Source organism: Synechococcus sp. CCY9202 (assembly GCF_034931685.1).
In the GTDB taxonomy this organism is placed as follows: domain Bacteria; phylum Cyanobacteriota; class Cyanobacteriia; order PCC-6307; family Cyanobiaceae; genus CBW1002.
Window position 1 is genome coordinate 53,378 of record NZ_JAYGID010000024.1, and the last position, 24,199, is coordinate 77,576.

Annotated in this window: 26 protein-coding genes, 1 tRNA gene and 1 other RNA gene; 9 read left to right on the plus strand and 19 right to left on the minus strand. The window is 66.7% G+C overall.

Annotated elements, in window-relative coordinates; all coding sequences use genetic code 11:
• Positions 1-46 precede the first annotated feature (46 nt).
• Positions 47-2,254, plus strand: coding sequence for a heavy metal translocating P-type ATPase (locus VB777_RS02950; RefSeq protein ID WP_323247013.1), 2,208 nt, complete (start codon positions 47-49; stop codon positions 2,252-2,254).
• Between the two features lie 16 nt (positions 2,255-2,270).
• Here VB777_RS02950 and cadR read toward each other — a convergent pair whose 3' ends face one another.
• On the minus strand, positions 2,271-2,687 hold the full coding sequence (gene cadR, locus VB777_RS02955) for a Cd(II)/Pb(II)-responsive transcriptional regulator (RefSeq protein ID WP_323247015.1): 417 nt from the start codon (positions 2,685-2,687) through the stop codon (positions 2,271-2,273).
• Between the two features lie 205 nt (positions 2,688-2,892).
• Between cadR and VB777_RS02960 the strand changes: the two genes are divergently transcribed.
• The 3 genes from VB777_RS02960 (at position 2,893) to VB777_RS02970 (ending at position 6,016) form a co-directional block, all read left to right on the plus strand.
• On the plus strand, positions 2,893-3,735 hold the full coding sequence (locus tag VB777_RS02960; RefSeq protein ID WP_416238299.1) for a vitamin K epoxide reductase family protein: 843 nt from the start codon (positions 2,893-2,895) through the stop codon (positions 3,733-3,735).
• A gap of 41 nt (positions 3,736-3,776) precedes the next feature.
• Entirely contained in the window at positions 3,777-5,147 is a 1,371-nt protein-coding gene (locus VB777_RS02965) for an Nramp family divalent metal transporter (RefSeq protein ID WP_323247021.1), read from the plus strand.
• A gap of 311 nt (positions 5,148-5,458) precedes the next feature.
• The gene (locus tag VB777_RS02970) at positions 5,459-6,016 is read left to right on the plus strand and encodes a DUF924 family protein (protein ID WP_323247023.1); all 558 of its coding nucleotides are present in this window, start codon (positions 5,459-5,461) and stop codon (positions 6,014-6,016) included.
• Here VB777_RS02970 and VB777_RS02975 read toward each other — a convergent pair.
• The 8 genes from VB777_RS02975 to VB777_RS03010 all read right to left on the minus strand — a co-directional run bounded on the left by VB777_RS02975 (position 6,005) and on the right by VB777_RS03010 (position 10,657).
• Positions 6,005-6,688 carry a cupin domain-containing protein gene (locus VB777_RS02975; RefSeq protein ID WP_416238301.1) on the minus strand — a complete coding sequence of 228 codons (684 nt, stop codon included), beginning with the start codon at positions 6,686-6,688 and terminating at the stop codon, positions 6,005-6,007. The genes VB777_RS02970 and VB777_RS02975 overlap by 12 nt on opposite strands.
• Before the next feature lie 14 nt (positions 6,689-6,702).
• Entirely contained in the window at positions 6,703-6,987 is a 285-nt protein-coding gene (locus VB777_RS02980) for a DUF1651 domain-containing protein (RefSeq protein ID WP_323247027.1), read from the minus strand.
• 7 nt (positions 6,988-6,994) lie between these two features.
• A complete protein-coding gene (locus tag VB777_RS02985; RefSeq protein ID WP_323247029.1) occupies positions 6,995-7,273 on the minus strand; it encodes a galactose oxidase in 279 nt (92 codons plus the stop codon).
• A gap of 58 nt (positions 7,274-7,331) precedes the next feature.
• Positions 7,332-8,339 (minus strand): RAD52 family DNA repair protein, encoded by a 1,008-nt coding sequence (locus VB777_RS02990; protein WP_323247031.1) that lies wholly within the window; start codon positions 8,337-8,339, stop codon positions 7,332-7,334.
• A gap of 85 nt (positions 8,340-8,424) precedes the next feature.
• Positions 8,425-9,045, minus strand: a complete 621-nt coding sequence (locus VB777_RS02995; protein WP_323247033.1) for a siphovirus Gp157 family protein — start codon at positions 9,043-9,045, stop codon at positions 8,425-8,427.
• A 51-nt stretch (positions 9,046-9,096) separates the two neighbouring features.
• On the minus strand, positions 9,097-9,621 hold the full coding sequence (locus VB777_RS03000; RefSeq protein WP_323247035.1) for an SLOG family protein: 525 nt from the start codon (positions 9,619-9,621) through the stop codon (positions 9,097-9,099).
• A gap of 436 nt (positions 9,622-10,057) precedes the next feature.
• Positions 10,058-10,501: a hypothetical protein gene (locus VB777_RS03005; RefSeq protein WP_323247037.1), complete on the minus strand. Its 444-nt coding sequence runs from the start codon at positions 10,499-10,501 to the stop codon at positions 10,058-10,060.
• A gap of 82 nt (positions 10,502-10,583) precedes the next feature.
• A tRNA-Pro gene (locus tag VB777_RS03010) sits at positions 10,584-10,657 on the minus strand.
• A gap of 52 nt (positions 10,658-10,709) precedes the next feature.
• Here VB777_RS03010 and VB777_RS03015 point away from each other — a divergent pair.
• Entirely contained in the window at positions 10,710-11,111 is a 402-nt protein-coding gene (locus tag VB777_RS03015) for a YciI family protein (RefSeq protein WP_323247040.1), read from the plus strand.
• On the opposite strand, the gene VB777_RS03020 is transcribed toward VB777_RS03015, so the two are convergent.
• On the minus strand, positions 11,072-11,314 hold the full coding sequence (locus VB777_RS03020) for a hypothetical protein (protein WP_197153763.1): 243 nt from the start codon (positions 11,312-11,314) through the stop codon (positions 11,072-11,074). The two genes, VB777_RS03015 and VB777_RS03020, sit on opposite strands and share 40 nt — an antisense overlap.
• Positions 11,315-11,423: 109 nt before the next feature.
• Between VB777_RS03020 and VB777_RS03025 the strand changes: the two genes are divergently transcribed.
• Positions 11,424-12,638, plus strand: coding sequence for a glycosyltransferase (locus tag VB777_RS03025; RefSeq protein WP_323247043.1), 1,215 nt, complete (start codon positions 11,424-11,426; stop codon positions 12,636-12,638).
• A 177-nt stretch (positions 12,639-12,815) separates the two neighbouring features.
• Positions 12,816-13,514 carry a sugar transferase gene (locus VB777_RS03030; protein WP_370594701.1) on the plus strand — a complete coding sequence of 233 codons (699 nt, stop codon included), beginning with the start codon at positions 12,816-12,818 and terminating at the stop codon, positions 13,512-13,514.
• Here VB777_RS03030 and cbiB read toward each other — a convergent pair.
• From cbiB to VB777_RS03065, 7 genes are all read right to left on the minus strand, one after another.
• The gene (cbiB, locus tag VB777_RS03035; protein ID WP_323247046.1) at positions 13,508-14,602 is read right to left on the minus strand and encodes an adenosylcobinamide-phosphate synthase CbiB; all 1,095 of its coding nucleotides are present in this window, start codon (positions 14,600-14,602) and stop codon (positions 13,508-13,510) included. The genes VB777_RS03030 and cbiB overlap by 7 nt on opposite strands.
• Before the next feature lie 3 nt (positions 14,603-14,605).
• Entirely contained in the window at positions 14,606-15,691 is a 1,086-nt protein-coding gene (locus tag VB777_RS03040) for a hypothetical protein (protein WP_197153765.1), read from the minus strand.
• A gap of 70 nt (positions 15,692-15,761) precedes the next feature.
• On the minus strand, positions 15,762-16,757 hold the full coding sequence (ilvC, locus tag VB777_RS03045) for a ketol-acid reductoisomerase (RefSeq protein WP_197153766.1): 996 nt from the start codon (positions 16,755-16,757) through the stop codon (positions 15,762-15,764).
• A gap of 64 nt (positions 16,758-16,821) precedes the next feature.
• The gene (locus VB777_RS03050; RefSeq protein WP_197153767.1) at positions 16,822-17,874 is read right to left on the minus strand and encodes a phytanoyl-CoA dioxygenase family protein; all 1,053 of its coding nucleotides are present in this window, start codon (positions 17,872-17,874) and stop codon (positions 16,822-16,824) included.
• Positions 17,875-17,877: 3 nt separating this feature from the next.
• On the minus strand, positions 17,878-18,480 hold the full coding sequence (locus VB777_RS03055) for an ATP-dependent Clp protease proteolytic subunit (protein ID WP_323247050.1): 603 nt from the start codon (positions 18,478-18,480) through the stop codon (positions 17,878-17,880).
• A gap of 71 nt (positions 18,481-18,551) precedes the next feature.
• Entirely contained in the window at positions 18,552-19,232 is a 681-nt protein-coding gene (locus VB777_RS03060) for an ATP-dependent Clp protease proteolytic subunit (RefSeq protein WP_197153769.1), read from the minus strand.
• A 30-nt stretch (positions 19,233-19,262) separates the two neighbouring features.
• The gene (locus VB777_RS03065) at positions 19,263-20,399 is read right to left on the minus strand and encodes a PIN/TRAM domain-containing protein (RefSeq protein WP_197153770.1); all 1,137 of its coding nucleotides are present in this window, start codon (positions 20,397-20,399) and stop codon (positions 19,263-19,265) included.
• Between the two features lie 78 nt (positions 20,400-20,477).
• Here VB777_RS03065 and VB777_RS03070 point away from each other — a divergent pair, with 78 nt between their 5' ends.
• Positions 20,478-21,794, plus strand: coding sequence for a coproporphyrinogen-III oxidase family protein (locus VB777_RS03070; RefSeq protein WP_322757540.1), 1,317 nt, complete (start codon positions 20,478-20,480; stop codon positions 21,792-21,794).
• Here VB777_RS03070 and panB read toward each other — a convergent pair.
• A complete protein-coding gene (gene panB / locus VB777_RS03075; protein WP_197159099.1) occupies positions 21,688-22,518 on the minus strand; it encodes a 3-methyl-2-oxobutanoate hydroxymethyltransferase in 831 nt (276 codons plus the stop codon). The two genes, VB777_RS03070 and panB, sit on opposite strands and share 107 nt — an antisense overlap.
• A gap of 46 nt (positions 22,519-22,564) precedes the next feature.
• Between panB and ffs the strand changes: the two genes are divergently transcribed.
• Positions 22,565-22,661: signal recognition particle sRNA small type (ffs, locus tag VB777_RS03080), an RNA gene on the plus strand.
• Positions 22,662-22,958: 297 nt separating this feature from the next.
• Here ffs and ftsZ read toward each other — a convergent pair.
• Positions 22,959-24,131 carry a cell division protein FtsZ gene (ftsZ, locus tag VB777_RS03085; protein WP_323247054.1) on the minus strand — a complete coding sequence of 391 codons (1,173 nt, stop codon included), beginning with the start codon at positions 24,129-24,131 and terminating at the stop codon, positions 22,959-22,961.
• Between the last annotated feature and the right edge of the window lie 68 nt (positions 24,132-24,199).

Sequence of the window (24,199 nt, forward strand, 5' to 3'; positions counted from 1 at the left end):
CCTGAAGTGACTACAGGCTGTTTGCTGGGGTCTGGATGACAGGACCATGGCGGAACATTGCTGCAACAGCGGAACCAGCGGACAGAAGGCCGGAGCCACCACGGAACCGGAGCCGGCAAGCGGCAGAGAAACGCTGTTTCGGATCAGCGCCATGGATTGCGCCACCGAGGAAACCGAGATCCGCCATGCCCTTTCAGGTGTCGACGGCATCCGCAGCCTGAGGTTCCTGCTGGCCGAGCGCGTGCTGGCGATCGATGCGGATGCAGCCGCGCTCAACTCCGCCCTTGCGGCGATCCGCCGTTTGGGATTCAATCCGGAGCCGATCAGCGCCGATCACCGGCCGTCCGCCGCCCAGACCCGCGCCGAACGGCGCCTTGAACGAATCCGCCTGGGGGGTTCCCTGGCATTGGCGCTCACGGCGGAGCTGCTGCATCTGGTCGTTCCCGCCTACCCGGGCCATGAGCTGGTGGAGATCGGGATCGCCCTCGCCGCGATCGCCCTGGCGGGCTTCTCCGTGTTTCGCAAAGGCCTGGCCGCCCTGCGCCAGGGCCGGCTCAACATCAATGCGCTGATGAGCGTCGCGGTCACGGGCGCCTTCCTGATCGGCCGCTTCCCGGAAGCCGCCATGGTGATGGCGCTCTATGCCGTGGCCGAGGCGATCGAAGCGCGGGCGGTGGAGCGGGCTCGCCAGGCGATCACCAGCCTGATGGCCCTGGCTCCCGACGAGGCGGAGATCCGCCAGAGCGATGGCCGCTGGCAACGCGTGGCCGCCAGTGCTGTGGCCATCGCCGATGTGGTGCGTGTCCGCCCAGGTGAACGGCTGCCGCTTGATGGCACGGTGCTTTCCGGCGAGAGTGCGATCAACCAGGCCCCGATCACCGGCGAAAGCCTGCCGGTTGACAAAGGCCCAGGCGATGCGGTGTTTGCGGGCACGATCAACCAGGGCGGCGCCCTGGAAATCCAGGTGACGGCGCCGGCTTCGCTCAGCACCCTGGCGCGCATCATCCAGGCCGTGGAGGAAGCGCAGGCCTCCCGTGCTCCGATCCAGCGCTTCGTCGATCGCTTTGCGGCCCGCTACACCCCGGCGGTGTTCGTGGTGGCCCTGGCCGTTGCCCTGCTGGCGCCGCCCTTGCTGGGATTCACCCCACTCCAGGCGATCTACAAGGCGCTGGTGCTGCTGGTGATCGCCTGCCCCTGTGCGCTGGTGATCGCTACACCGGTCACGGTGGTGAGCGGCCTGGCCACCGCCGCCCGCCGCGGCATCATCATCAAAGGCGGCCTCTATATCGAGGAGGCCCGCAAGATCAAGGTGCTGGCCCTCGACAAGACCGGAACGATCACCCTGGGCCAGCCCAAGCTGGTGGCCTTCTCCTCACGGCGAGAAGGGGCGGACGCTGGCGCTCTGAAACAGCTGGCCAGCAGCCTGGCGGAGCGCTCCGACCATCCGGTGTCGCGGGCGGTGGCCGCCGGCCTTGATGGCGAGCGGCTGGCTGTGGAGGCCTTCGAGGCCCTGCCGGGGCGCGGGGTGCGGGGCGTGATTGCGGGGCGGCCACTGATGCTGGCCAATCACCGCTGGATCGAGGAGCTGGGGCTTTGCTCCAGCGACCTGGAAGCATCGATGCAGGTTCACGAGCGCCAGGGCCATTCGCTCAGCCTGCTGGCCGATGACAGCGGCGTGCTCGCCCTGATCGCCGTCGCCGACACCGTTCGGCCCAGCTCGGCGACGGCCATGGAGGCCCTGCGGTCCCTAGGCGTCACTCCAGTGATGCTCACGGGTGACAACGCAGCCACCGCCTCTGCGATTGCGGCCGTGGCCGGCATCGAGCAGGTGAAGAGCAACCTGCTGCCCCAGGAGAAGCTCGAGGCGGTGGCCGATCTGCAGGCCCGCTACGGATTCGCGGCCATGGCCGGCGATGGCATCAACGACGCCCCGGCCCTGGCCCAGGCGGACATCGGCTTTGCGATGGGGGCAGCCGGCACCCACATCGCCATCGAAGCCGCCGATGTGGTGATCATGAACGACGATCTGATGCGCGTACCGGAAACGATCGCCCTCTCTCGCCGCACCTTTCGCATCCTGCGCCAGAACATCGCGCTGGCGTTGGGAATCAAGGCCCTGTTTCTGGTGCTCACCGTGGCCGGAAATGCCACCATGTGGATGGCGGTCTTCGCGGACATGGGCACCAGCTTGATCGTGATCGCCAATGGCCTGCGGCTGCTACGCACTCCCACGCTTGGCAAGATCAAGGGCTGAGCCTGGTCGGAAATGGTCAGATCTGAGCCTTGTCGATTCCAGCCGAACGGTTCAATTCCATGAGGATGCCACAGGTCTTCACCTCATCCGGTTGCTGACAAAGCTCTCTGAGCTGCCGTAGCTGATCCTGGAGTTTGTGCAACTGATTCACGCGGGCATCGACCTCGGCGATCTTCTCGTCCAGCAGGGCATTCACCGTCAGACAGCTTCCGGACGGTGTGTCGAGCACCTTGATCAGGATGCGGACCTCCTCCAGGCTCATGTCAAGGCTGCGGCAGTAGCGGATGAAGCGCAACTGCTCCACATGCCGCGGCGAATAGAGGCGATAGTTGCCATCCGTGCGCTGTGGCAGCGGCAGCAAGTGCTCGCGTTCGTAATAGCGGATGGTTTCGATCTTGACCCCGGTGGACCGTGCCAACTCGCCGATCTGCATGGATTCATCCCCTTGGGTAGGTGGCAAGTCGGGCGGACAAGCCTCCCTGGCGCAACGCTAGGCCCTTGACCCTGAAGCCACTTCAGGCTTTTCAATGGCCGTATCTCAGCCGTTCTCTCCCCCTGTGAGCAGCGCTACGCGAACCAAACCTCTCTCCAGCCGTCGATCTAGCCAGGAGCCAGGCCGGCCCTGGGTGCGGCTCACCATGGCCGTGCTCGCCACGATCGGCATAATCGACACCGGCTCGATCACCGCCAAGCGCTGGGGTTGGATCGGCAGCCTCTCCTGTCCGGGCGGCAGCGATGGCTGCGACAAGGTGCTCGGCAGCGCCTGGGGCACGCTGCTGGGCCAGCCGCTTTCTCTGTTTGGATGCCTGGCCTACACCACGGTGCTCCTGCTGGCCCTGATGCCGTTGCTGCGAGGAGGTCTGCGGGCCCCAGCCTCGGAGGGCAATCGCTGGGCTCTGTTCCTCGTCAGCTGCGGCATGGCCGTCTTCAGCCTGTTGCTGATGGGGCTCCTGGTCTTCGAGATCAAGGCCTTCTGCACCTTCTGTGTGGTGTCGGCCGCCCTCAGCCTCGCGCTGTTCCTGTTGAGCCTTGTTGGAGGTGGCTGGATCGACCGCAGCCAACTGATCTTTCGCGGAGTGATGACAGTCCTCCTTGTTGGTCTGCTGGGGCTGGGCTGGGCAGCATCGGCGGACCAGCCTGTCGCTCAAAGCGGACGGGCGGCTCCAGCTGTCATCAGCGCCAGTTCGCCGGCCAAGATTGCCCTGGCGGAGCATCTGAGCAGCGTCGGCGCCCGGGTGTTCACGGCGTACTGGTGCCCCCACTGCCATGACCAGAAGGAGGCCTTCGGCAAGGAGGCCGCCGCCAAGCTCCAGGTGATCGAATGCGCCGAAGACGGCGCCAACAGCCAGGCGCAGCTGTGCAAGCTGCAGGGGGTTCAGGGCTATCCCAGCTGGCAGATCAAGGGCGTCGTGGATTCGGGCGTCAAGCCACTGAACACCCTCGCTGATCTCAGTGGCTACACTGGTCCGCGTGACTTCTGAGCAGGCCGTGATCCCTTCCCCAGGGCGGGGTCAGCCCAGCCATGCCCCAGCAGGATCGCCGCCACCCTCGCCTTACCCTCCAACTCCGCTGGCGTCGCTTCATGCCTGATGCACCGCTCGGCACGGCCGCGCGCACCAATGCCCAGACGGTGGAGGTGCCTGCAGGCCTGGGCATGCTGCGCACCTTCATGCGGGTGCTGGGCCCCGGCTACCTGGTGGCCGTGGGCTACATGGATCCGGGCAACTGGGCCACCGATCTTGCGGCGGGCTCCCAGTTCGGCTACCGCCTGCTCTGGGTGATCGGGCTCTCCAGCCTGATGGCGATGGTGCTCCAGTCGCTCTGCTGCCGGCTGGGCATCGCCACAAGGCTGGACCTGGCCCAGGCCTGCAGCCGTCTGCTGCCGCGGTTCTGGCGAATCCCCCTCTGGTTGCTGGCCGAAGTGGCGATCATTGCCTGCGACCTGGCCGAGCTGGTGGGCAGCGCCATTGCCCTGCAGCTGCTTTTCGGTCTTCCATTGCCCTGGGGGGTGGGCCTCACGGCCGCCGACACCCTGTTGCTGCTGGCGCTGCAGCGCTTCGGGATCCGGCGGCTGGAGGCCCTGGTGATCGCCCTGGTCGCCCTGGTCGGGGGTTGCTTCGCGGTGGAAATGTTCTTGCTGCAGCCCAACTGGAGCCAGGTGGGCCAGGGCTTCCTTCCCCAGGCCGCCAGCCTCAGGGACGGGCAGCAGCTGTTTCTGGCGGCCGGCATTCTCGGTGCCACGGTGATGCCCCACAACCTCTATCTCCATTCCTCGCTGGTGCAGACCCGCCACTGGAGCGCGGCGAAGGGAGCAACGCGCAGGGCACTCGCCTTCAGCACCTGGGACACCCTGATCGCCCTCAGTCTGGCCTTTCTGATCAATGTCTCGATCCTGGTGCTGGCCGCCGGCAGCTTCTACGGACGGCTACCGCAGCCGGTCACGGATCTGAGCGAGGCCTACCGGCTGCTGACGCCGATGCTGGGCACGTCGCTCGCCAGCGTGCTGTTCGGCGTGGCCCTGCTGGCGGCGGGCCAGAGCTCGACGCTCACCGCCACCATGGCCGGCCAGATCGTGATGGAGGGGTTCCTGCAGATCCGTCTGCCGGACTGGAAGCGGCGGCTGCTCACCCGCGGTCTCGCGCTGATCCCGGCGATGGCCACAGTGATCCTGTTCGGTGAACGGGCCACAACAAATCTGCTGGTGCTGAGCCAGGTGGTGCTGTCTCTGCAGTTGCCCTTCGCGGTGATCCCGCTGGTGTGGTTCTGCGGCCGCCGGGGCCTGATGGGCGATCTGAAAGCACCGCTCTGGCTCCAGGCCGCGGGCTGGATCTGCGCCAGCGTGATTGTGCTGATCAACCTCTCGATGCTGAGCGCGGTGTTGCGGGGCGTCTGAACCGTTGACAAAAGCAGCCTCTCCTCAGACCCATGACGAGCAAAAAACACTGGGACACGATCTGAGCATCCAAGGCCACTGAGTCGTTGAGCTGATACCAGAGGCACCACGGTGACCAAGCGGCTGGATGCCTGGAGCCTCATACCACCACAAGCTGCAGCAAACCGCGCTCCAATCCCACGAGTGCGGAGACACCGATCAGGGGCAACACGCCCCAGGGGAAGCGCAGCAGCAGGGTCAGCGACATGAAGATCAGGAAGAGTGCAAGGGCATCGAGCTGGCCAGTGTTTTCCCCATTTGGGCCTGCTCTGATGGCTGGTCAGCGCCACCAGGTCAGCGAGGTGCTGGACTTCTGGTTCGTTCAGAGCCGGCCGCGCCAGTGGTTCGCCAAGGACGCGGCCTTTGATGCCCTGCTGCGGGAACGATTCCTGGGCCTGACGCGGCGGGCGATCGCCGGTGAGCTCGATGACTGGAATGCAGAGCCGTCCCGAGGCCTGGCGCTGGTGCTGTTGCTGGACCAGTTCCCACGCCAGATCTGGCGCGACACTGCCATGGCCTTCGCGGGTGATCCCCAGGCCCTGGCGCTGAGCCTGCAGGCTGTGGAGCGCGGTTGGCTGGAGGCCGAAGCCGAGCAGGCGCGGCGGCAGTTCTGGCTGATGCCGCTGATGCACAGCGAAGACCTGGCGGTGCAGGAGACGGCGCTGCCGCTGTTCGAGCGGTTCAGCGAATCACGCACCGCCGACTTCGCCCGCCGCCATATCGATGTGATCGCCCGCTTTGGCCGCTTCCCCCACCGCAACGCGCTCCTGGGGCGGGTGTCGAGCGCGGAGGAGCTGGCCTTTCTGCAGACTCCGGGCTCACGCTTCTAAGCCGTCGGGGCCTTGGGTGGCGGGCAGATGGCCGGTCTTCACCCAGATGGTGCAGCCCGCCTCGCTCCAGGGCCGGTGCACGCTGCCGGGTGGATTGCGCAGCCAGCTGCCGGCCGGATAGGTGCCGTGCTCATCCTGGAACACGCCATCGAGCACAAAGATCTCCTCGCCGCCTGGATGGCCGTGGGGCTGAAACACCGTGTCCGGCGCCCAGCGCACCAGGGCCACGTGCTCCGAACCAAAGGCGTGCAGGGGCAGCACCTCCAGCCCGCGCACCAGCCCCGGCACCCAGGCAGCGGCGGTGGTGTCGATCACCTGCCGTTGCTGATCGGCCTGGTGCATCTGGTGGAGCTTCACCAGGATCGTGCAGCCCGCCTCACTGAAGGGAGCATGGCTGGAGCCAACCGGATTGCGCAGGTAGGTGCCGGCTGGGTAGTCGCCCTGCTCATCGGAGAAGGTGCCCTCCAGCACCAGGATCTCCTCGCCGCCGCCATGGCTGTGGCGCTCAAAGCGACTGCCGGGGGCGTAGCGCACGAGTGAGGTGGCCCGGGCGACTTCCTCGCCGCGGCGATCCAGCATCCGCCGCTCCACCCCTGCCATTGGCGATGGGGTCCAGGCCAGGGCGTTGCTGTCGAGCACTGCGCGCTGGCTGAGGTCTGCATGGAGCTCCATGGCCTCGATTCTGATCAGCCCGGCGACAGCGGCACTGGCGGCAGCCACTGGGGCGCGCAAGGCTGCCAGCCATGCTGGCGCTTCTGGGCCCAGAGCTTGATCGCCTGCTCGCGCGTCAGCTCCCTGCGCTTCTTGAGCAGCGGCGGCTCACCGCCGGCCATCACCACCCCGAAGGTCACCTCCAGGCTCTGACTCCAACGGTCGTAACGCCTTGGCTTGAAGTGAAGCACCTGGCGGCCGTCGCTCAGCCAGCCTTCCTGGGGCGAGAGCGGCGGTCGCTTCCGGTCACCGACGTTCATGGGGCGCTCAGGCCACCTCCGGCGCCCAGCCCTTCTGGCGGACCTGGTCGTCGGTCCAACCCTGGCAGTGGCTGGTGAGGTGCTCGCCGTGGGCGATCAAGCCCTGGTGCAGCTGGCAGGTAAGGACTGGGATGCAGTTCACCCCAGCGTGGTGCCGGAACCAGTGGCAGGTCATGCAGACCCTGCGGCTGCGGGTCCTGAGCAGCACGGCCTCATCGAGATAGGGCCAGTCCTCGATCTCGTCGGTGCGGGAAGGCTGCAGACGGGAGAGCGGGACCGGCACCATGACAACCACGACAGGCGTACACCTGTACTAGCAAAGGATGCGCTTTGGCGCCAGGGGCTCAGTCGCTGCTCGCCTGGTGCTGCACGAGGAAGGTCTCAATCCAGTCGTGGTGGCACTTCTGGTTGATCCGATCGGCGATGGTGGCAGCGGCCTCGGGCACCTGGAAGCGCTTGCGGAAGGCCCGGGTGAGGCTCTCCAGCAGGGGGCGGGGCAGGGCCCGCAGGGTGCTGTGGAGGTGCTGGATCGTCTCGGCATCGAGGGCCACCTGGCCGGAGTCGGCCGGGGCTGATGGCGGAGGCGTCGGGGCCGTGGCCTGGGTGCGGCCCTGAGCCGGGGAGTCAGCGGCGGCGGAGGGAGAACCAGCCACCGGCCGACTCAGAGAAGACCGCTGCCCACCAGGCCGCTGGGGCCCATCACCCTGGCCCCCGGCGCTGCTGACATGCCGCTGCGCCTTGTCGTAGAGGGCGAGGCCAAAAGGGTTTCCGAAGGTCATCAGCGCCCGCTTCATGGCATCGGTCTCGGCCTCCTTGAGGGCGGATTCATGGGCCTGGCCCAGGTCCACATCGATGCCGTGGCCGGCGCCGCTGCCCTCCCGAACCAGGGGTGTCAGCCTGCCGGCGGTGACGGTGACGCGCACACGGGCGGTGTAGGTGACGCCCCAACCGGGCTTCTGATCTCTGCCGATCAGCCGCTCGGCCTGGGCCACGCAGTGGACGGCGATGGTCTGGCGCTGCCAGCCGTCAAAGCCAAAGATGCGATTCGCCTCAGCCACCGCAAACCACCCCTCGACATAGGCGACCTTCCCGCGGCCCTGCTCCCGCTGGCGGACGTTGGCCCGATCGAGCGGGGCGGAGAGCGCCGCGAGCTGCTCGGGGGAGAAGCCGGCAGGCGGAGCCTGGGGGGCTTCCTGTGGCGGTGAAGGTACCGAGGCTTTTGCTGGAGCCTCCTCGGCGCGGTCAGTTGAGCGGATTAGCTCCCGGGCCGAGGGCGGCCTCTGGCTCGGTCGAGGGGGAGCGGGGCGGCTGGTGGTGCGGGCCCCGTTGGCGGAAGGAGCGGCGACGGTCATGGCGATGGAAGCGAAAGGGTGTGAGGAGGGGAGGGGGTCCCAGCTGCTCAGCCAGGACCCCAGTTGCATGGGGCCTGTGCCCCGCTCAACAGATGCGCCAGGAGCGGCGGGAGATCAGCTGGGCGCCTGTGATCTCCGTGCCTGCTTTGAGGGCTTCCTTGATGGCGGCCTTGTCCGGCTTGCTGGTCGTGGAGAAGCTCAGCCACTGGAGATCGAGGGCGTCCTCGTCGTCGATCTCGACGGCCTGGGACTTGCGGGAGGTGAGCTCGTGATTCGGGAACGAGAAGCGGGTGGCTGTGGGCTGCAGCTGGGTGAGGACAAAGACCAGCGACTCCTCCAGGGCGTCGGCCCGGGAGGCATCGGAGCGGGACAGCTCCGTAAGCCGCTTGGCCTGCTGCTGGCGGTACGCGGCCTGGCCGCGGAGGTGCTCGATCACCCAGCAGGTGGCATCGGCCTTGGCAGCGAGGGCCTGCTTGTTGCCCTCTTCTGCCAGCAGGGCGGCTTCAAGTTCGGCGAGGGCCTGGGCGCGGGCGTCTTCGTCGTCGGCTTCCAGCTGCTGGGCCAGCTGAGCGATGGAGGTGGTGAGCTCCTGGGCCTCGATGCCCAGCTGCCAGAGGGAGCCGGAGCGCTGGAGAGTGCAGGCCGGGCCAGAGGCCTGTGGGAGAGATGGGGAGAGATGCGCGGCGGGGGCAGTGAGAACGGCCATGGGGTGGTGAATGGGGATAAGGGACAAGAAGAACGGGGCAGCCGATGCGCCTCAGGCGGGGAGGGGCTCCGGCGAGAACGGCGGCGGCGGCACTTCCATCACCACCACCGGCACTGGCGAACGGGAGGAGCAGCGGCGGGCTTGCTGTACCAGCGAGGCCGTGCCTGCCCCACCGGGAAAGGCGATCACCAGCACCGAGGCGCTGAACGCTGGGGAGGTGTGGGCCTGGGCCTCAACCAGGGCCTGCTCCAGCAGAAGGCGATTGCGGATGGGGCCGGCAGCGCGGCCATGGCGGCGCCAATCAGCGGCGAGGGATTGGACCCGCCAGCCGAGCTGCTGGGCGGCACGGCCGATGGCGCGATCAGCGCCACGGGCCCCGCCATGCAGCAGCAAGTGAACAGGCCGGCCTCCAGAGCGCTGGAGCAGGGCAGAGGCGATGCGCTCCTGGGGCCAGAAGAGATCACGGCCACCAGCGGCGACGATGACGATCGAGCGATGGGCCAACGCCGGCGGCGGCAGGAGGCCAAGGGAAGACAATGCAGCGGCCTGGGCCACTGCAGCAGAGGACAAGCTCATGGGCTACAGAGCAAACGAACGGGGCAAGTTGTCCGAGGATTTCGTTGCCGCAGGCGATGGGCTCGTGGCCTTTGGCGCAGCTCTTATTCTACCAGTACAAATGCACTGAGAAGCGGGCAGAGCGGCTGCAGGGCAATGGATCTACGCAAAGCAAAGGCATGCGCTGATGGATCGGAAAGCTGAAAAGCAGACCCGCCAGATTCAGCACTGAATGCCCAGCTGGCCGCGCAGCCGCGTGAGGAAACTTTGAGCCTCACCCCATCCCCATGCCGGCTGGCATCGCTTCCGCCACCGCAGCCGCGGGAAAGCGGCCCTGCCCGCCACCCCCACTCCGGCCCCGGAGCGGAGGGCGGCGGCGGCTGGCCGATGCACGCCACGGCGCAGCCGTGGCACGCTGAAGGACAGCCGCTGCCGACCGGAGCCCTGCGGTGCCTGCTCAGCCCCAGGGAACGTCCAGGAACTCCACCAGCAGCACGCCCCGGTGGGTGCCATGGATCCTCACCAAGCCCGCCTTGGCAGCACGCTCCATGCCAGGACGCTCCTTGCGTACCTGCTCGGCCGTGGCCAGCACCCGCACCCAGCCGCCGGTCATGAAGTCCTCGCTGCCTGTTTCAAAGACCTGTAGCCGGCGGTGCTGGTTGCTGTTGCGCTCGTAGTACAGGCCGCCACCGGTGGGGTCTATGCCCTCAGCCCAGGCCTGATCCACCATCAACTTGCCGATGGCCACTGGATCCCGAGCGGCTTCATCGATCGCCTGGCCATCAAGGATCAACGGATCACCGGGATCCTCCCGGTTGTCGGAGACGATCAGACGCTGACCCATGGGCACCAGGCGGCACTGCTCAAGACCAGCCTGATCTCCCCAGCTCAATTTGGGCACGCCCGCCCAGGCACCGTGCCTATGCACCCGGTTTTGGGCACGTTTTGGGCACGCCCCGGAGGGAGGATCGGTGAAAAGTCAGTCGGGGCGACAGGATTCGAACCTGCGACCTAGTGCTCCCAAAGCACCCGCGCTACCAAGCTGCGCCACGCCCCGGTGACGAGACTCTAAACCTCAGCATCTGGCGCCTCAGGTCACGACAGCACCCTTGGATACGACAGCGCTTCCTAATTTTGGGGCCAGCGGCATGGGCGCAGTGGAGCGGGCGACAAGACAGCGCTGGTTCGTGAAGCTCGAGGAGGGCATCGTGGACAAGGCACGCTTCGATGCGGCGGTGCCGGCCCATCGGGGCTGGCTGGCTGAGCTGGAGGCTGCGGGTCATCGCCCCAGCAGCGGCTACTGGAGGGATCGTCAGGGCCTCAGTGGAGCTGGCGGGATGTTGTTGTTCATGGCCAGCGATCGCGACGAGGCCGAACGGCTGGTCTCCTGCGATCCGCTGGTGCGCCAGGGCTGCGTGCGCTGGGTTGTGCACGAGTGGTGCGTGGTGGCAGGCGAGCTCGCTGGTCCCCCTCAGGAGTGGAACAGCAGCACCAGCCCTGAGCTGAGTTGATGGAATTCACGTTCCTCCCGGCTCAGGTCAAGCCCCACCTGGAGACCTTCCTTGAGGGCGTCATCGAACGGAGGAGCCGATGGAGCCTCACCGGCACACCAGAGCGCAGCGATACCGACCGGGGTTGCATGCCAGCTGAAGCAGGGAGTCGTGCCGATGGCAGGTTCCTGCAGGGCGTCTTCGAGCAGTTCGCGGATGGGCATGGTGACCCGTAGCGGGAACTCCCAAGTGGTGGCCCCAGCTTCGACAGCTGACCCAGAGGGGGCAAGGTGCTGAGAGTTTTCGTGATGAAGGCCGCCTAACCTTCCCGCCATGACAGCCCTGCCCACCTCGATCGCGCTGGTGCACGAGTGGTTCACACCCCGGGCGGTGGGGGGGTCGGAGGCCGTGGTCGAGCAGCTCGATGCCCTGCTCCATCCCCAGCTCTTTGCCCTGGTGGATGGGGAGAGTCAGCGACCGGGGAGCTGGCTGCATGGCCGGCGGATTGAGACCTCCTTCATCCAGACGCTGCCGTGGGGCGTCAGCCATGTGCAGCAGTACCTGCCCCTATTGCCCCTGGCGATCGAGCAGCTCGACCTGGGCGGCTACCCGCTGGTGCTGAGCAGCAACCATCTGGTGGCCAAGGGTGTGATCACCGGACCCGATCAGCTGCATGTGAGCTATGTCCATACGCCGGTTCGATACGCCTGGGATCAGATGCATGCCTATCTGGCGCGCTCCGCCCTGGCGCGCAGTCCGCTCGGACCGCTGATCCGCGGCCAGCTGCATCGCCTGCGTCAGTGGGACGTGGTGAGCAGCAGCCGGGTCGACCATCTGATCGCCAATTCCCGCTTCACTGCCCGCCGGATCCAGCGCTGCTGGCGACGCACCGCCACGGTGGTGCATCCGCCGGTCGAGGTGGCTCGATTCCGCTGGGACCAGCCTCGCAGCGACACCTATCTCAGCGTCTGCAGGTTGGTGCCCTACAAGCGGGTCGATCTGGTGGTGGGAGCCTTCAATCGCCTCGGGTTACCGCTGGTGGTGATCGGCGATGGGCCCGAACGACGGCGACTCGAAGCCATGGCAGGCCCCAACGTCCAGTTTCTCGGCCACCGCCCCGCCGATGAGGTGACCACCTGGTTGCAACAGTGCCGTGCCTACGTCTATGCGGGGCTGGAGGATTTCGGGATCGCGCCGGTGGAGGCAATGGCGGCCGGCGCCCCTGTGATCGCGCTGGGGCAGGGCGGCCTGCTGGATAGTGTGCGTTGTCTGGAGAGCGGCGCGGCCCAGCCCACCGGGCTGTTGTTCCCTGATCAATCGGTGGAGAGCCTGGCGGCGGCCCTGGATCACTTCCACACGAAGCGGCTCTGGCGGCGGTTTCCCGCTGACGCCCAGCACGACTGGGCCCAGCGTTTCTCCCCGGCCTGCTTCCGTCGCCGCATGCAGGAGCGGTTGGAGACCCTGTGGCTAGCCCATCGCCACCGCCTCGCCCATGCCAGGGCCCCTGTGCCTCTGGAGGAGCTGCCACCGATGAATGGGGCGGCCTGACTCCGATTTTTAGATTGCCGCCACCGCCGTGCGGCTTCGCTGCCGTCTGCCGCTACGTTTCTTGCCCCTGCCTCCCGACCTGCCAACGCAGGGTCTGCGTCCATCTCCGCCGCACCCTCCCCTGCTTTCTCTGGGGGTGGTTCCCTGGTCGGTGCCTGGACGGCCCCGCCAGGAACCCTGCGGCGGCTGTCCCTGCCCTCCCCGCTCATACTGGTGAAGCGACCCTCCGCCCATCAGCTGATTCGCCTGCAGTCGAGGCGCTCGCGGGTGATCAAGCGCAGCGGCGACATCGTGTTTTCGCTGGCGGTGCTCAGCCTGGGTGCGCCAGTGTTCCTGCTGCTCGCCCTTCTGGTCAGGCTCACCTCCCGCGGGCCGGTGTTCTATGTGCAGCAGCGGGTGGGACGGGGCTATCGCAGCTTTGGCTGCATCAAGTTCCGCACGATGCGGCGCGATGCCGACAGGTTGCTCTCCGCCCTGCTGGCGGAATCGCCCGATCTGGAGGAGGAATACCGCAACGACTTCAAGCTGCGCAAGGATCCACGCATCACCCGCCTCGGCAAATTCCTGCGTCGCTCCAGCCTCGACGAGTTGCCCCAGTTCGTGAATGTGCTGCGCGGTGAGATGAGCGTGGTGGGTCCGCGGCCGATCGTGGAAAAGGAGCTGGATCGCTACGCCGACCGTATGGATGAAGTGTTGGCCGTGCGGCCCGGTCTGACCGGCCTATGGCAGGTCTCCGGCCGCAACAACCTCACCTATGCCAAGCGGGTCAAGTTGGATGTGTCCTACGCGCGGCACCGGAGTTTCTGGATGGACCTGCGCATCATCCTGCGCACCTTCAGTGTCATCCTCGACCCCACGGATCGCGGCGCTTACTGAGTCGACCACGGTGTCACGTCAATGCAACCGCCAAGGGCAAGGGCAATGGCGAGGGCCGACAGCAACCACAGCCCCGTGAGCCGTCTGGTGAGCTGAAGCATGCGGGTCACCGCCAGTGCATCGGCGGGCCTTCCGGCGGCATGGAGCACCGGCTTCAGCTTCGGTAGGCCGCCGTAATGGTTCAGCCCCCCCAGGTGCACATCCGCTGCCAGGGCATAGGCGGCTTGAGAGACGCCTGCATTGGGGGACGGGTCCGGCCTCCCCTGCAACAGAGCCCGGCGACAATTCACCAGGGCTGAACCTGGCCGACCCGCCGCCAACGGCAGGCTCAGGGCCACCAGCCGGCAGGGCAGCCAGGTGAGCAGATCATCGAGGCGGGCGCCGGCGGTGCCGAGCCAACGCAGACGGCCCTGGCGGTAACCGAGCATCGAATCCAGGGTGCTGGCCGCCTTGAAGCTCCAGGCCAGGCAGAGGGGGCCGGGCAGGACGACCAGAGCACGATCAGGCCAGGCGCACCAGAGCAGCGCACCCAGCAGCATCCAGAACAGGGGCGCGAACACACCATCCACCGCGTTCTCGCTGGCGGTTTCCGCGGCAGCCCGCAGGATCTCAGAGCGGCACAGGCCATCCACATCGCGGCCCACGATCCAGGCCAGCCGCTGGCGGGCCAGCTCCAGATCAGCGGGCGAGCGCCCTGACGTGAACGGCGGCAGAGCCGCGACGACGGCCTGGACAGCCTGCTCCAGGCTGCGGCCGGCCAGAGCACTGGCCAGGGCGATCACCAGCAGCGGCAGCGCGACCGGATGCACAAGGGTCAGCCGCTCGACCTGCCAACCAGCCAGGCCGCTCAGACCGACCACCAGCAGGGTGAGGCCGGTGCCAGCCAGGCGCAAGCGTCCGGGCCGATCGCCCGCCCAATCTTCAGCAACCCGACGGAACCATCCGATGCCCCAGCCGATCACCTGCACCGGGTGAAGCCAGCGCTGCGGATCACCCACCAGCCGATCCAGGGCCACGCCCGCCAGAACCGCGAGCATCGGGGCGAGGGGGACCAGCCGCAGCAGCGGCGGCAGGACAGAGGCCTCCATCGCTCAGCTGGAGACCGCAGGCCGTGGCGGCCGGCCCAGCAGCAGCGCCATCGCCACAAAGGCGAGCACCTGCAGCGGAATGGCTTGGCCCAGGCCCAGCGACTGGGTGAGCAGGCCCATCGCCAGGCTGCCGGCCAGGCCGCCCACAGCGCCGGAGCGCTGCAAGGTCTGCCAGCGCAGGGGAGCGTCGCCCCGAACGGCCAGGCGATCCACCAAGGCTCCATCAGCGGCGGCAGCCAGAGCCCCGATGGGCACGAACAGCAGCACCGCCCCCCAGCCCGGCAAGGCTTGAACCTGGGTCAGCAGCAGCAGGCCAGCCATCAGCCCATAGCGGGCCCAGGTCGCCAGAACCGGCAGGCGGCCCTGAAGGCTGCGGCCCACGCCGTAGGCCGCCAGCACCATGGCGAAGTCAAAGCAGTTGCCTGCCCCCACGGCCCGCACCCAGAGGGGCAGCAGCGCGAAGAGGCTGCCGAACAGCAGCCCCTGCAGCACACAGTGGCGATCCAGGGGCAGCGGGGCCATCGAGGGCAGGGCCGCAGCCGCGGCAGTCGCTTCCGCAGCGCCATCAGCCGAGCCAACCGGAGCCTGCTCCCGCGGCATCAGAGCAGTGGCCCCGAGGGGAAGCAGCAACAACAGAGCCGGCACGAACTGCCTCACGGCCGGAAACAACACGGCCGTGAGCAGGTTGCCCGCCAGGGAGCCGAGGTCACTGCCCTGCCGCAGGCCTTCGATCGAGAGTCCTGGCGAGCGCAGCAGGCGCCGCTGCAACGGCAGCTGGCTCAGTTCTCCGCCGATGCCGAATAGCAAAACCGCCAGCAGGGACGCCATCAGCAGCCCGGTGGCCGGCCAGCCGGAGAGCTTGCCCAGACTCACGCCCAGCAGCAGCATCACGCTGACCAGCTGCAGTCCATAGCCGGAGGCTCGGCGCCGCAGCGGCAACAGCACCGGCAGGGTGCCGAGGGCCGGCAACAGGCTGTTGAGCAGCGGCGACGGCGTCAGGCCGCTCACCATCCAGGCGGTGGAGGCCAGGGTGAGGCTGGTGCCGGCCTGGGCGCTGCCCCAGAGCAGGGAGAGGCGGAGCGAGCGCATGGGGCGGTCACGACAACGGTCCGTGCCGGCAGGGCACGGACCCAGAATGGTGACAGGCGCCGGGTCGGGATCAGGCGGCCTTGAGCCAGCTGAACATCGAACGCAGACCCTTGCCCACCTGCTCGATCGGATGGGCGGCGTCGCGATTGCGGGCCTTGGTCATCTCTGGCTTGCCGGCCTCGCATTCGGCCACGAAGTTGCGGGCGAAGGTACCGTCCTGGATGTCGGCCAGGATGCGCTTCATCTCGGCCTTGGTGTCGGCCGTGATCAGGCGCGGACCGCTCACATAGTCGCCGTATTCGGCGGTGTTGGAGATCGAGTCGCGCATGGCGGTGAGGCCGCCCTTCACCATCAGATCGACGATCAGCTTCACTTCGTGCAGGCACTCGAAGTAGGCCAGCTCCGGCTGGTAGCCGGCCTCCACCAGGGTCTCGAAGCCAGCCTTGACCAGCTCACTGAGGCCACCGCAGAGCACGGCCTGCTCACCGAACAGATCGGTCTCGGTCTCTTCCTTGAAATTGGTCTCGAGAATGCCGGCACGGGTCCCACCGATGCCCTTGGCGTAGGCCATCGCCAGGCCGCGGGCATTGCCGGAGGCGTCCTGGTGGATGGCGAACAGGGCAGGCACGCCCATGCCGTTCTGGTACTCCCAGCGCACCGTGTGCCCAGGGCCCTTGGGGGCGATCATCACCACATCCACATCGGCGGGGGGCTTGATCAGCTCGAAGCGGATATTGAACCCATGGGCGAAGCTCAGCACCTTGCCGGCGCTCAGGTGCGGCGCGATCTCCGCCTCATACACCGCTTTCTGGGCCTCATCGGGCAGCAGCACCATGATCCAGTCGGCCTTGGCGGCCGCATCGGCCACACTCAGCACCTCCAGGCCATCGGCCCTGGCCTTGTCGGCCGAGCGACTGCCCTCATACAGGCCCACCACCACGTTGACGCCGCTGTCCTTGAGGTTGAGGGCATGGGCATGGCCCTGGGAGCCATAGCCGATGATCGCCACCGTCTTGCCGTTCAGCAGGCTGAGATCAGCATCGGAGTCGTAGAAGAGCTGGGCCATCCGGCGGCGGGCAGGGCAAACGGCGAGTGTACGGCTGCGCCCAAGGGGATCCTTCAAGCAGACGTCACCAGGACCGTCTTTCTCGCAATCCATGCCGAAGCAGGTGGACCCAGGGATTCACCCCCGCTGCCTTCACATCAGGATTGACCGTCAGATAGTTCTCAGGAGTGAAGTCGGCCAACCGTGCGATCAGAGCATCGTCTTTCCAGTCGGGGATGGTGACTGGTCTGATCGCACCGGTCGCCGCATCCAGGGGCCTGCGCCAGGCGATTGAGCCCCATGGCCAGTCGCTGTGCAGAGGCGTGTAGTGAAGACAGTTTTCGAAGAAGTAATGGGTGACCTGGCTCCATCGCGTTAGGCCCCGATCCCTGACGGCCGCCCCCCCGTGCAACAGATTGGCCGCCCAGATCAACGCCTGACCCCGCCGAGGCGTGAAGGTCAGCTTCTGCAGTCCTTCACTGCGGACCATGGCCTGCCAGACAGCATGGAAAATCTCCTGAGTGGCTGGGAGGTCGTCCGACACCTGCTTGCCGATATCGCGAAGCTGGAGGTAGGGAAGCCGGTGACTGCATGGGAAGTACTCCAAGGGGCCTGAATCGGAGTGGATGTCTTCCAAGGCAATCCAGACTCCACACATGAATCCGGCTGGCTCACTGTGAAAGTGGACCGCATCACTGTGAAAGTGCTGCTGAGTTCCGACTGGAAAATTGAGGGTCTGAAAGGCAAAGGGTTTGCGCCCATAGACAGTCTCCAGAAGATCGAGGATTTCAGGAAGAAGCGCCAGATGCCTCACGCTGGCTTCGTTCTTCCAGGCATCTTGGATGCGAAGGGAATGGTGATCCGTCGAGTGGCGCCAAGCAGCAAGATCGAAGCATGGCTTCAGGGAGCTGCAGATAGGTTCCGCAAAGGTTGCAATCGTGGCTTCATCAAGATCCACAATTGCATATCCTTTGTTGTGAAGGGATTCCGCTGCAGCGAGATATTGGCCAAACGCACCCTTGGATCGGAGAGTGGGGAACAACGGTGAATCGACCAGCGGCAGCCCCGGCAGGAGATTCCTGGTGGAATGAGCTGACGCCCCCTGCTCCTGTTCTGAGGATGCCGCTGCATCCTTCACGGCTCAGGCCTCGCTCGGGTGGGCAATCACACGATCAATCAGTCCATAATCCTTGGCCTCAGCGGCGCTGAGGAAATAATCTCGATCGGTGTCCTTCTCGATCTTCTCAAAGGGTTGGCCCGTCATCTCAGCCATGCTGTTGTTCAGCATGTCCTTCATGCGAAGGATCTCCTTGGCTTCGATCTCAATGTCCGAGGCCTGTCGCTGACTGGTGCCGCCGAGGGGTTGGTGGATCATGATCCGGCTGTGGGGCAGCGCCAGCCGCTTGCCTTTCGTGCCGGCGGCCAGCAGGAAAGCGCCCATGCTGGCCGCCAGGCCAACACAGATGGTCACCACATCGCTCTTGACATACTGCATGGTGTCGAAGATCGCCAAGCCGGCGGTCACCGATCCACCAGGAGAGTTGATGTAGAGATAAATCGGCTTGGAGTTATCATCAGAATCCAGATACAGCATCTGGGCCACCAGGGCATTGGCCACGCCATCGGTCACCTCGGAGCCAAGAAACAGGATGCGCTCCACCCCAAGGCGGGTATAGATGTCGACCCAGCGCTCGTACTGGCTGCCGGGCAAGCGGTAGGGGACGCTGGGGGTGCCGATGGGCATGACGACGTGCGAGTGGCGGAGGGGAACTGGGGGATGGCGGCCGGGGCCGCACTGGAACGAAACCGATCGGCTCAGCTGATGCCGGCCGCCTTGGCGGGGCCGGGCAGATCCTTCTGGCTGGTGAGCACCCGGTCAATCAGGCCATACTCCACAGCTTCCTCGGCCGTGAGGTAAGTCATGCGGTCGGAGTCGCGCGAGAGCTGCTCGACGCTCTTGCCGGTGTTGGCGGCCAGCATCTCGAGCATCGTCTGCTTGTTGTGCAGCACTTCCTTGGCCCGGATCTGGATGTCGGTGGCCTGGCCGCGGGCGCCGCTGCGGGGCTGATGCAGCACGATCGAGGCATGACGCAGGGCGGCTCTGTGGCCTTTCGTGCCGGCCGACAGGATCATGGCGGCCGTGCCCATGGCCTGGCCGATGCAGATGGTGTGGACCGGCGGCTTCACATAGCGGAGCGTGTCGGCGATGGCGAAGGCTTCGGTCTCGAAGCCGATGGCATCACCCGAATACCAGCTGGTGCCGGTGGAGTTGATGTAGAAGAAGATCGGCTTCTCCGGATTGTCGAACTCCAGGTAGAGCAACTGGGCAATGATCAGCTCAGTCACGTCGATGCCCATCTGCCGCTTGGCATCGTCGTCCGAGAACAGAGGCAGACCGAGATAGACGATCCGCTCCTTCAGCAGGAGGCTGGGCAGGTCCGGCGGCGGCGTGCGCAGGACGGCTGAATCGCCGTAGTAGGGGGCCGACACCGACATCCGCTGAGCACCTGAGGCTTGGCCAGGAGCCTAGCGGGGGTTGGTCTGGCTGCCGCGAGGGGCTGTGGGGGTCGGCTTTCCGCCCGTCTTGCCGCCAGAGGGCTGCGGTTCGCAGCGGGCAAAGACCATGCGACCGGAGGGAGTCTGGAGAGCCCCGGTCACCACCACCGGCAGGCGTTCGCCGATGCGACCGCTGGCGTCTTCCACCACCACCATGGTGCCGTCTTCCAGGTAGCCCACCCCCTGGGCCGCCTCCTTGCCCTCGCGCACGATCTTCAGCTGCAGGCCGTCGCCGGGCTGCACCTCGGGACGCAGGGCGATCACCAGCTCGCTGAGGTTGAGCACCCGCAGCTGCTTCACCTGGGCCACCTGGGCCAGGTTGTAGTCGGCGGTCAACAGAGTGCCGCCGGTGTCTGCGGTGAGGGCGAGCAGCTTGTCGTCGGCGCCGGCGCCCTCGTAGCGGGTGCTGTTCACCACCAGCCGCCGGCCGTAGTCGGTGCGCAGTTCGGTGAGCAGCTTGAGGCCGCGGCGCCCCTTGCCGCGCTTCTCGGCATTGCCGGAGTCGGCCAGGGCCTGGAGCTCGTCGATCACGGCCTGGGCCACGATCACCTGGCCTTCCAGCAGCCCCGAATCCAGCAGGCCACGGATGCGGCCGTCAATGATCACACTGGTGTCGAGAATCTTGGCCGTGGCGGGCTGCAACACGCCATCGGCCACCAGCATCGCTTCGGTGCTGGACGGATTGAACAGGCGCAACAGGGTGCGGCCATGCACCTCGGCCAGGTTGTAGCCGGACACACCGAAGAACACGTTGCTGAGCACTGCCGCCAATGGCTTCACCAGCACCACTTCCCACGGCAGGGGCAGCAGCAGAATCGGAGCCAATAACAGGTTGGCCACCAGCAGACCGAGGATGAGCCCCACCGCCCGGCTGACCAGCAGATCGGTGGGCATGCTGCGCACCTGGGCCATCAGGCGGCGGCGCAGCTGGCCGAAGAAGATACCGGCGATCAGCCCGAAGAAGGCGCCGAAGCCCCCCATCACCCAGCGCAGACCTTCCAGGTTGGTGACCTGCAGCAGCAGCGGTTCGGGCAGCAGATCAACGCCCAGCCAGCCGGTGGCGGCGCCGGAGATCAGGAACAGGATCAGGATGAGGGTGTCCAGCATCCGCCCGGTGGGGCTCAATGTGCAGGTGCGGGCAGCATGCCGGATCCCCGCCTGTTTGGCTGCGCCAGGTAACCGCCCATGACGGCCCCATGGCCATGGCCACCGCGCAGTGCCTATCTGCACATTCCCTTCTGCCATCGCCGTTGCTTCTACTGCGACTTCCCGGTGGTACCCCTGGGGGATCGGGCCGATGGCAGCCGCTCACCCTCGATTCCCGCCTATCTGGCCCTGCTGGAGGCGGAGATCGCCGCGTCGCCCCCGGGGCCATCCCTCTCCACCGTGTACCTGGGCGGCGGCACACCGTCGCTGCTGACGCCGGAGCAGGTGGAGGGGCTGCTGGCGTCGCTGCAGAGGCGCTATGGGCTGGCGGCAGGCGCCGAACTCAGCCTGGAGCTCGATCCGGCCAGTTTCGATCAGACGCGGCTGGAGGGCTATTTGTCGGCGGGCATCAACCGGGTCAGCCTGGGGGGCCAGAGCTTCGACGACACCGTGCTGGCGGGCCTGGGGCGGCGGCACCGCCGTTCTGATCTGCTGGAGGCCTGCGGCTGGCTGGCCGCCGCCCAACGACGCGGCAGCCTGCGCAGCTGGAGCCTGGATCTGATCCAGGGTCTGCCCCTGATGCTGGCGGCCCCAGAGGCCTCAGAGACCGCTGCTGGGGCCGCTGAGGCGGTGCAACGCCACTGGCGGGCCCAGTTGGAGGCGGCGGTGGCCCAGGAGCCTCCCCACCTGTCGATTTATGACCTGATCGTGGAGCCGGGCACGGTGTTCGCCCGTCGCCTGGAGCAGGGGAATCTGGATCTGCCGGACGGGGATCTTGGTGCGGATCTGATGGAGCTCACCTGGGAGCGGCTTCAGGCTGCCGGCTACGGCCATTACGAGATCTCCAACTACGCCCGACCTGGCCATGCCTCGCGCCACAACCGCGTCTACTGGAGCGGAGGCGGCTGGTGGGGCTTTGGCATGGGGGCCACCAGCGCTCCCGATGGCGCGCGGCTGGCCCGCCCTCGCACCCGCGAGACTTATGCCACCTGGCTGGCCGCGGCAGCCGATCCGAACAACGCCGATGCCGCAGGGGCAAGCCAGAGCATGGGGATGCCGCTGGATGAGCGCCTGCTGGTGGGGTTACGGCGGCGGGAGGGGGTGAATCTGGCCGCACTGGCCCGCTCCCATGGGCTGGCGGCAGCTGATCTGATCGCGTTGCAAGAGCGACTGCAGTCCTTCCTGGAGGGCGGGCAGCTGCTGATCGAGGGCCCCCGCTGGCGCCTGAGCGATCCCAAGGGGCTTGCCCTCAGCAATGCGGTGCTGCGGGAGCTGCTGGACTGGTATCAGGGGTGGGAGGAGCGGCAGGCGAAGCGTTCAGCCCCGCGACCCAGCCCCGAAGAGCTTCCACACTGAGGCCGCGGCCATCGATCAGCGGCGGGCTGAAGGGTGGCTGGCGGTGGGTCAGACCAAGCAGATCGGCGGTGACCCGCACCTGGCCATCACAGCCATCGCCGGCGCCGATGCCGATCACCGGCAGCAGCAGCTGCCGACTGAGTTCCGTGGCCAGAGCCGATGGCACATGTTCCAGCACCAGGGCAAAGCAGCCGACCTCCTGCAGCTGCCTGGCACGCCGCTTCAGCTGCTCCTGGCTGGCTGGATCGTTTGCCTGCTGGCGATAGCCAAGCTGGTGCACGGCCTGGGGGGTGAGCCCGAGATGCCCCATCACCGGGATGCCATGACGCACCAACCGGTCCATCACGGCCAGGGTCTCCGGTTCGGCCCCCTCCAGCTTCACAGCGGCGGCCGGACTGTCCTTCAGCACCCGGCCGGCCGCCGCCATCGCCTGATCGGGACCGCACTGATAGCTGAGAAATGGCAGATCGCAGATCAGCAGCGGCTGATGGGCCGGCGGCCGCCGCAGACCCCGCCCCACCGCCCGGCAGTGGTGCAGCATCTCCTCCAGCGTCACCGGCAGGGTGGTGGGATGCCCCAGCACCACCATGGCCAGGGAGTCGCCGACCAGCACGGCATCGGCCCCCGCCTCCTCAACCAGGGCCGCGGAGAGGGCATCCCAGGCGGTGAGGATGGCGATCGGCAGGCCGGCTTGCTTGCGGCTCAGCAGATCACCGGGGCGCAGGGGCACGGCGGAACGGCAGCGGAGGGCCCATTGCTAGCATTACCTCGACTCGGACCCACGCGGCCCTGACGCCTAAATCTGGTCAGGACCGGAAGGGAGCAGCCACACGGGATGCTCAGAGCAGGCGTGGACTCCGGGTCACCCATTCGATTGCAACAGTCCTCCGGATAAGTCATCGGAGGGGAAACAGGAGAGTGAAGTCCGGCAACTGTTGGAGCGAGAGACTCCTCCAGCCGGAGTGATGGTCCCTTCACTCAGAACCTGGCCTCTCAGACATTGCTCCGCTCAAGCGGTAGCAACCAGGAAACCAGGGAGGTTCCTGACAGCTGCCTGTTGAACAACTGCTGTCTGGACTGGAAGAGAACTCGTCTCAACCACTGGTTCAAGCGGATGTCTAGGTTGTGAAAATTCCTCCCAGATCGCCTTCTGGCAGCAGGAACTCAGTCGGCGCGAGTCTGGCGCTTGAGCAGGAAAGCGGGGATATTGGCGCCTTGGTCTGAACTGTCGGCATTGAGAGTCTCGGCAGGGGTGAACTGGGTCACCGCCGGGCGCTCCACGCGGTAGGGACCGCCACTGTCGAAGCCTGTGGCGATCACGGTCACGTGAATCTCGCCCTCCATGGCTTCGTCCACCACGGCGCCGACGATGATGTTGGCATCAGGGTCGACCACGTCGTAAATCACCTCAGAGGCGGTGGTCATGTCCTCGAGGGTCATGTCCCGACCCCCACTGATGTTGATCACACAGCCGCGGGCTCCGTCGATGCGGGCCGCCTCCAGCAGGGGGCTGCTCATGGCGGCCTGGGCGGCTTCGATGGCGCGGGAGCGACCCGACCCCACTCCAATGCCCAGCAGAGCAGTGCCGGCCTCGGACATGACCGAGCGCACGTCGGCGAAATCGACGTTGACCAGGCCAGGGCGGGTGATGATGTCGCTGATGCCTTTGACGCCCATCCGGAGCACGTCGTCGGCGGCGCGGAAGGCCTCCTGCAGAGGAGCCCCGGCGATGGCCTCCCGCAGCCGGTCGTTGGGGATCACGATCAGGGTGTCCACATGTTCGGCAAGGCGGGCGATGCCCTCCTCAGCCTGACGCATGCGCTTGCGACCCTCGAAACTGAAGGGTTTGGTGACGATGCCCACCGTGAGGGCACCGCACTCCTTGGCCACCTCGGCCAGGATCGGCGCTGCCCCGGTGCCGGTGCCGCCGCCCATGCCAGCGGCGATGAAGATCAGATCCGAACCCTGAAGCGATTCCAGAAGCTCGTTGCGCGACTCCTCTGCGGCCTTCTGACCGATCACGGGATTACCACCTGCACCGAGGCCACGGGTGAGCTTCTGGCCGAGCTGCACCCGTTGCTGGGCTGCAGATTGGAGCAGCGCCTGGGCATCCGTGTTGAGCACCCTGTAGCCGACCCCCTGGAGGTCGGAGGCAATCATGCGGTTGACGGCATTGCTTCCGCCTCCACCCACACCGATCACTTCGATACGGGCGGACTGACTGGGGACGATGCCGTTGCTGCTCACGAGTGTCTGTCTCAAGTCGGCGTCGACCTGTAGTCCAGCATGGCCGCAATGGGCCGGCAGGGGCAACTGTCGGTCCTGGTCATGCTGCATCGGAGGTGCATCGGAGGGCAGTTGCCGTTGGTCTGCGGCTGCATTATGTCGGCGGAAGGCGCCCAGCA

What these genes read in the sequence shown, in the direction of transcription:
- VB777_RS02950 (WP_323247013.1), top strand. Translation starts at nt 47, where the DNA reads ATGGCGGAACATTGCTGCAACAGCGGAACCAGCGGACAGAAGGCCGGA.
- cadR (WP_323247015.1), bottom strand. Translation starts at nt 2,687, where the DNA reads ATGCAGATCGGCGAGTTGGCACGGTCCACCGGGGTCAAGATCGAAACC.
- VB777_RS02960 (WP_416238299.1), top strand. Translation starts at nt 2,893, where the DNA reads ATGGCCGTGCTCGCCACGATCGGCATAATCGACACCGGCTCGATCACC.
- VB777_RS02965 (WP_323247021.1), top strand. Translation starts at nt 3,777, where the DNA reads ATGCCCCAGCAGGATCGCCGCCACCCTCGCCTTACCCTCCAACTCCGC.
- VB777_RS02970 (WP_323247023.1), top strand. Translation starts at nt 5,459, where the DNA reads ATGGCTGGTCAGCGCCACCAGGTCAGCGAGGTGCTGGACTTCTGGTTC.
- VB777_RS02975 (WP_416238301.1), bottom strand. Translation starts at nt 6,688, where the DNA reads ATGGAGCTCCATGCAGACCTCAGCCAGCGCGCAGTGCTCGACAGCAAC.
- VB777_RS02980 (WP_323247027.1), bottom strand. Translation starts at nt 6,987, where the DNA reads ATGAACGTCGGTGACCGGAAGCGACCGCCGCTCTCGCCCCAGGAAGGC.
- VB777_RS02985 (WP_323247029.1), bottom strand. Translation starts at nt 7,273, where the DNA reads ATGGTGCCGGTCCCGCTCTCCCGTCTGCAGCCTTCCCGCACCGACGAG.
- VB777_RS02990 (WP_323247031.1), bottom strand. Translation starts at nt 8,339, where the DNA reads ATGACCGTCGCCGCTCCTTCCGCCAACGGGGCCCGCACCACCAGCCGC.
- VB777_RS02995 (WP_323247033.1), bottom strand. Translation starts at nt 9,045, where the DNA reads ATGGCCGTTCTCACTGCCCCCGCCGCGCATCTCTCCCCATCTCTCCCA.
- VB777_RS03000 (WP_323247035.1), bottom strand. Translation starts at nt 9,621, where the DNA reads ATGAGCTTGTCCTCTGCTGCAGTGGCCCAGGCCGCTGCATTGTCTTCC.
- VB777_RS03020 (WP_197153763.1), bottom strand. Translation starts at nt 11,314, where the DNA reads ATGCCCATCCGCGAACTGCTCGAAGACGCCCTGCAGGAACCTGCCATC.
- VB777_RS03025 (WP_323247043.1), top strand. Translation starts at nt 11,424, where the DNA reads ATGACAGCCCTGCCCACCTCGATCGCGCTGGTGCACGAGTGGTTCACA.
- cbiB (WP_323247046.1), bottom strand. Translation starts at nt 14,602, where the DNA reads ATGGAGGCCTCTGTCCTGCCGCCGCTGCTGCGGCTGGTCCCCCTCGCC.
- VB777_RS03040 (WP_197153765.1), bottom strand. Translation starts at nt 15,691, where the DNA reads ATGCGCTCGCTCCGCCTCTCCCTGCTCTGGGGCAGCGCCCAGGCCGGC.
- ilvC (WP_197153766.1), bottom strand. Translation starts at nt 16,757, where the DNA reads ATGGCCCAGCTCTTCTACGACTCCGATGCTGATCTCAGCCTGCTGAAC.
- VB777_RS03055 (WP_323247050.1), bottom strand. Translation starts at nt 18,480, where the DNA reads ATGCCCATCGGCACCCCCAGCGTCCCCTACCGCTTGCCCGGCAGCCAG.
- VB777_RS03060 (WP_197153769.1), bottom strand. Translation starts at nt 19,232, where the DNA reads ATGTCGGTGTCGGCCCCCTACTACGGCGATTCAGCCGTCCTGCGCACG.
- VB777_RS03065 (WP_197153770.1), bottom strand. Translation starts at nt 20,399, where the DNA reads ATGCTGGACACCCTCATCCTGATCCTGTTCCTGATCTCCGGCGCCGCC.
- VB777_RS03070 (WP_322757540.1), top strand. Translation starts at nt 20,478, where the DNA reads ATGACGGCCCCATGGCCATGGCCACCGCGCAGTGCCTATCTGCACATT.
- ftsZ (WP_323247054.1), bottom strand. Translation starts at nt 24,131, where the DNA reads ATGCAGCATGACCAGGACCGACAGTTGCCCCTGCCGGCCCATTGCGGC.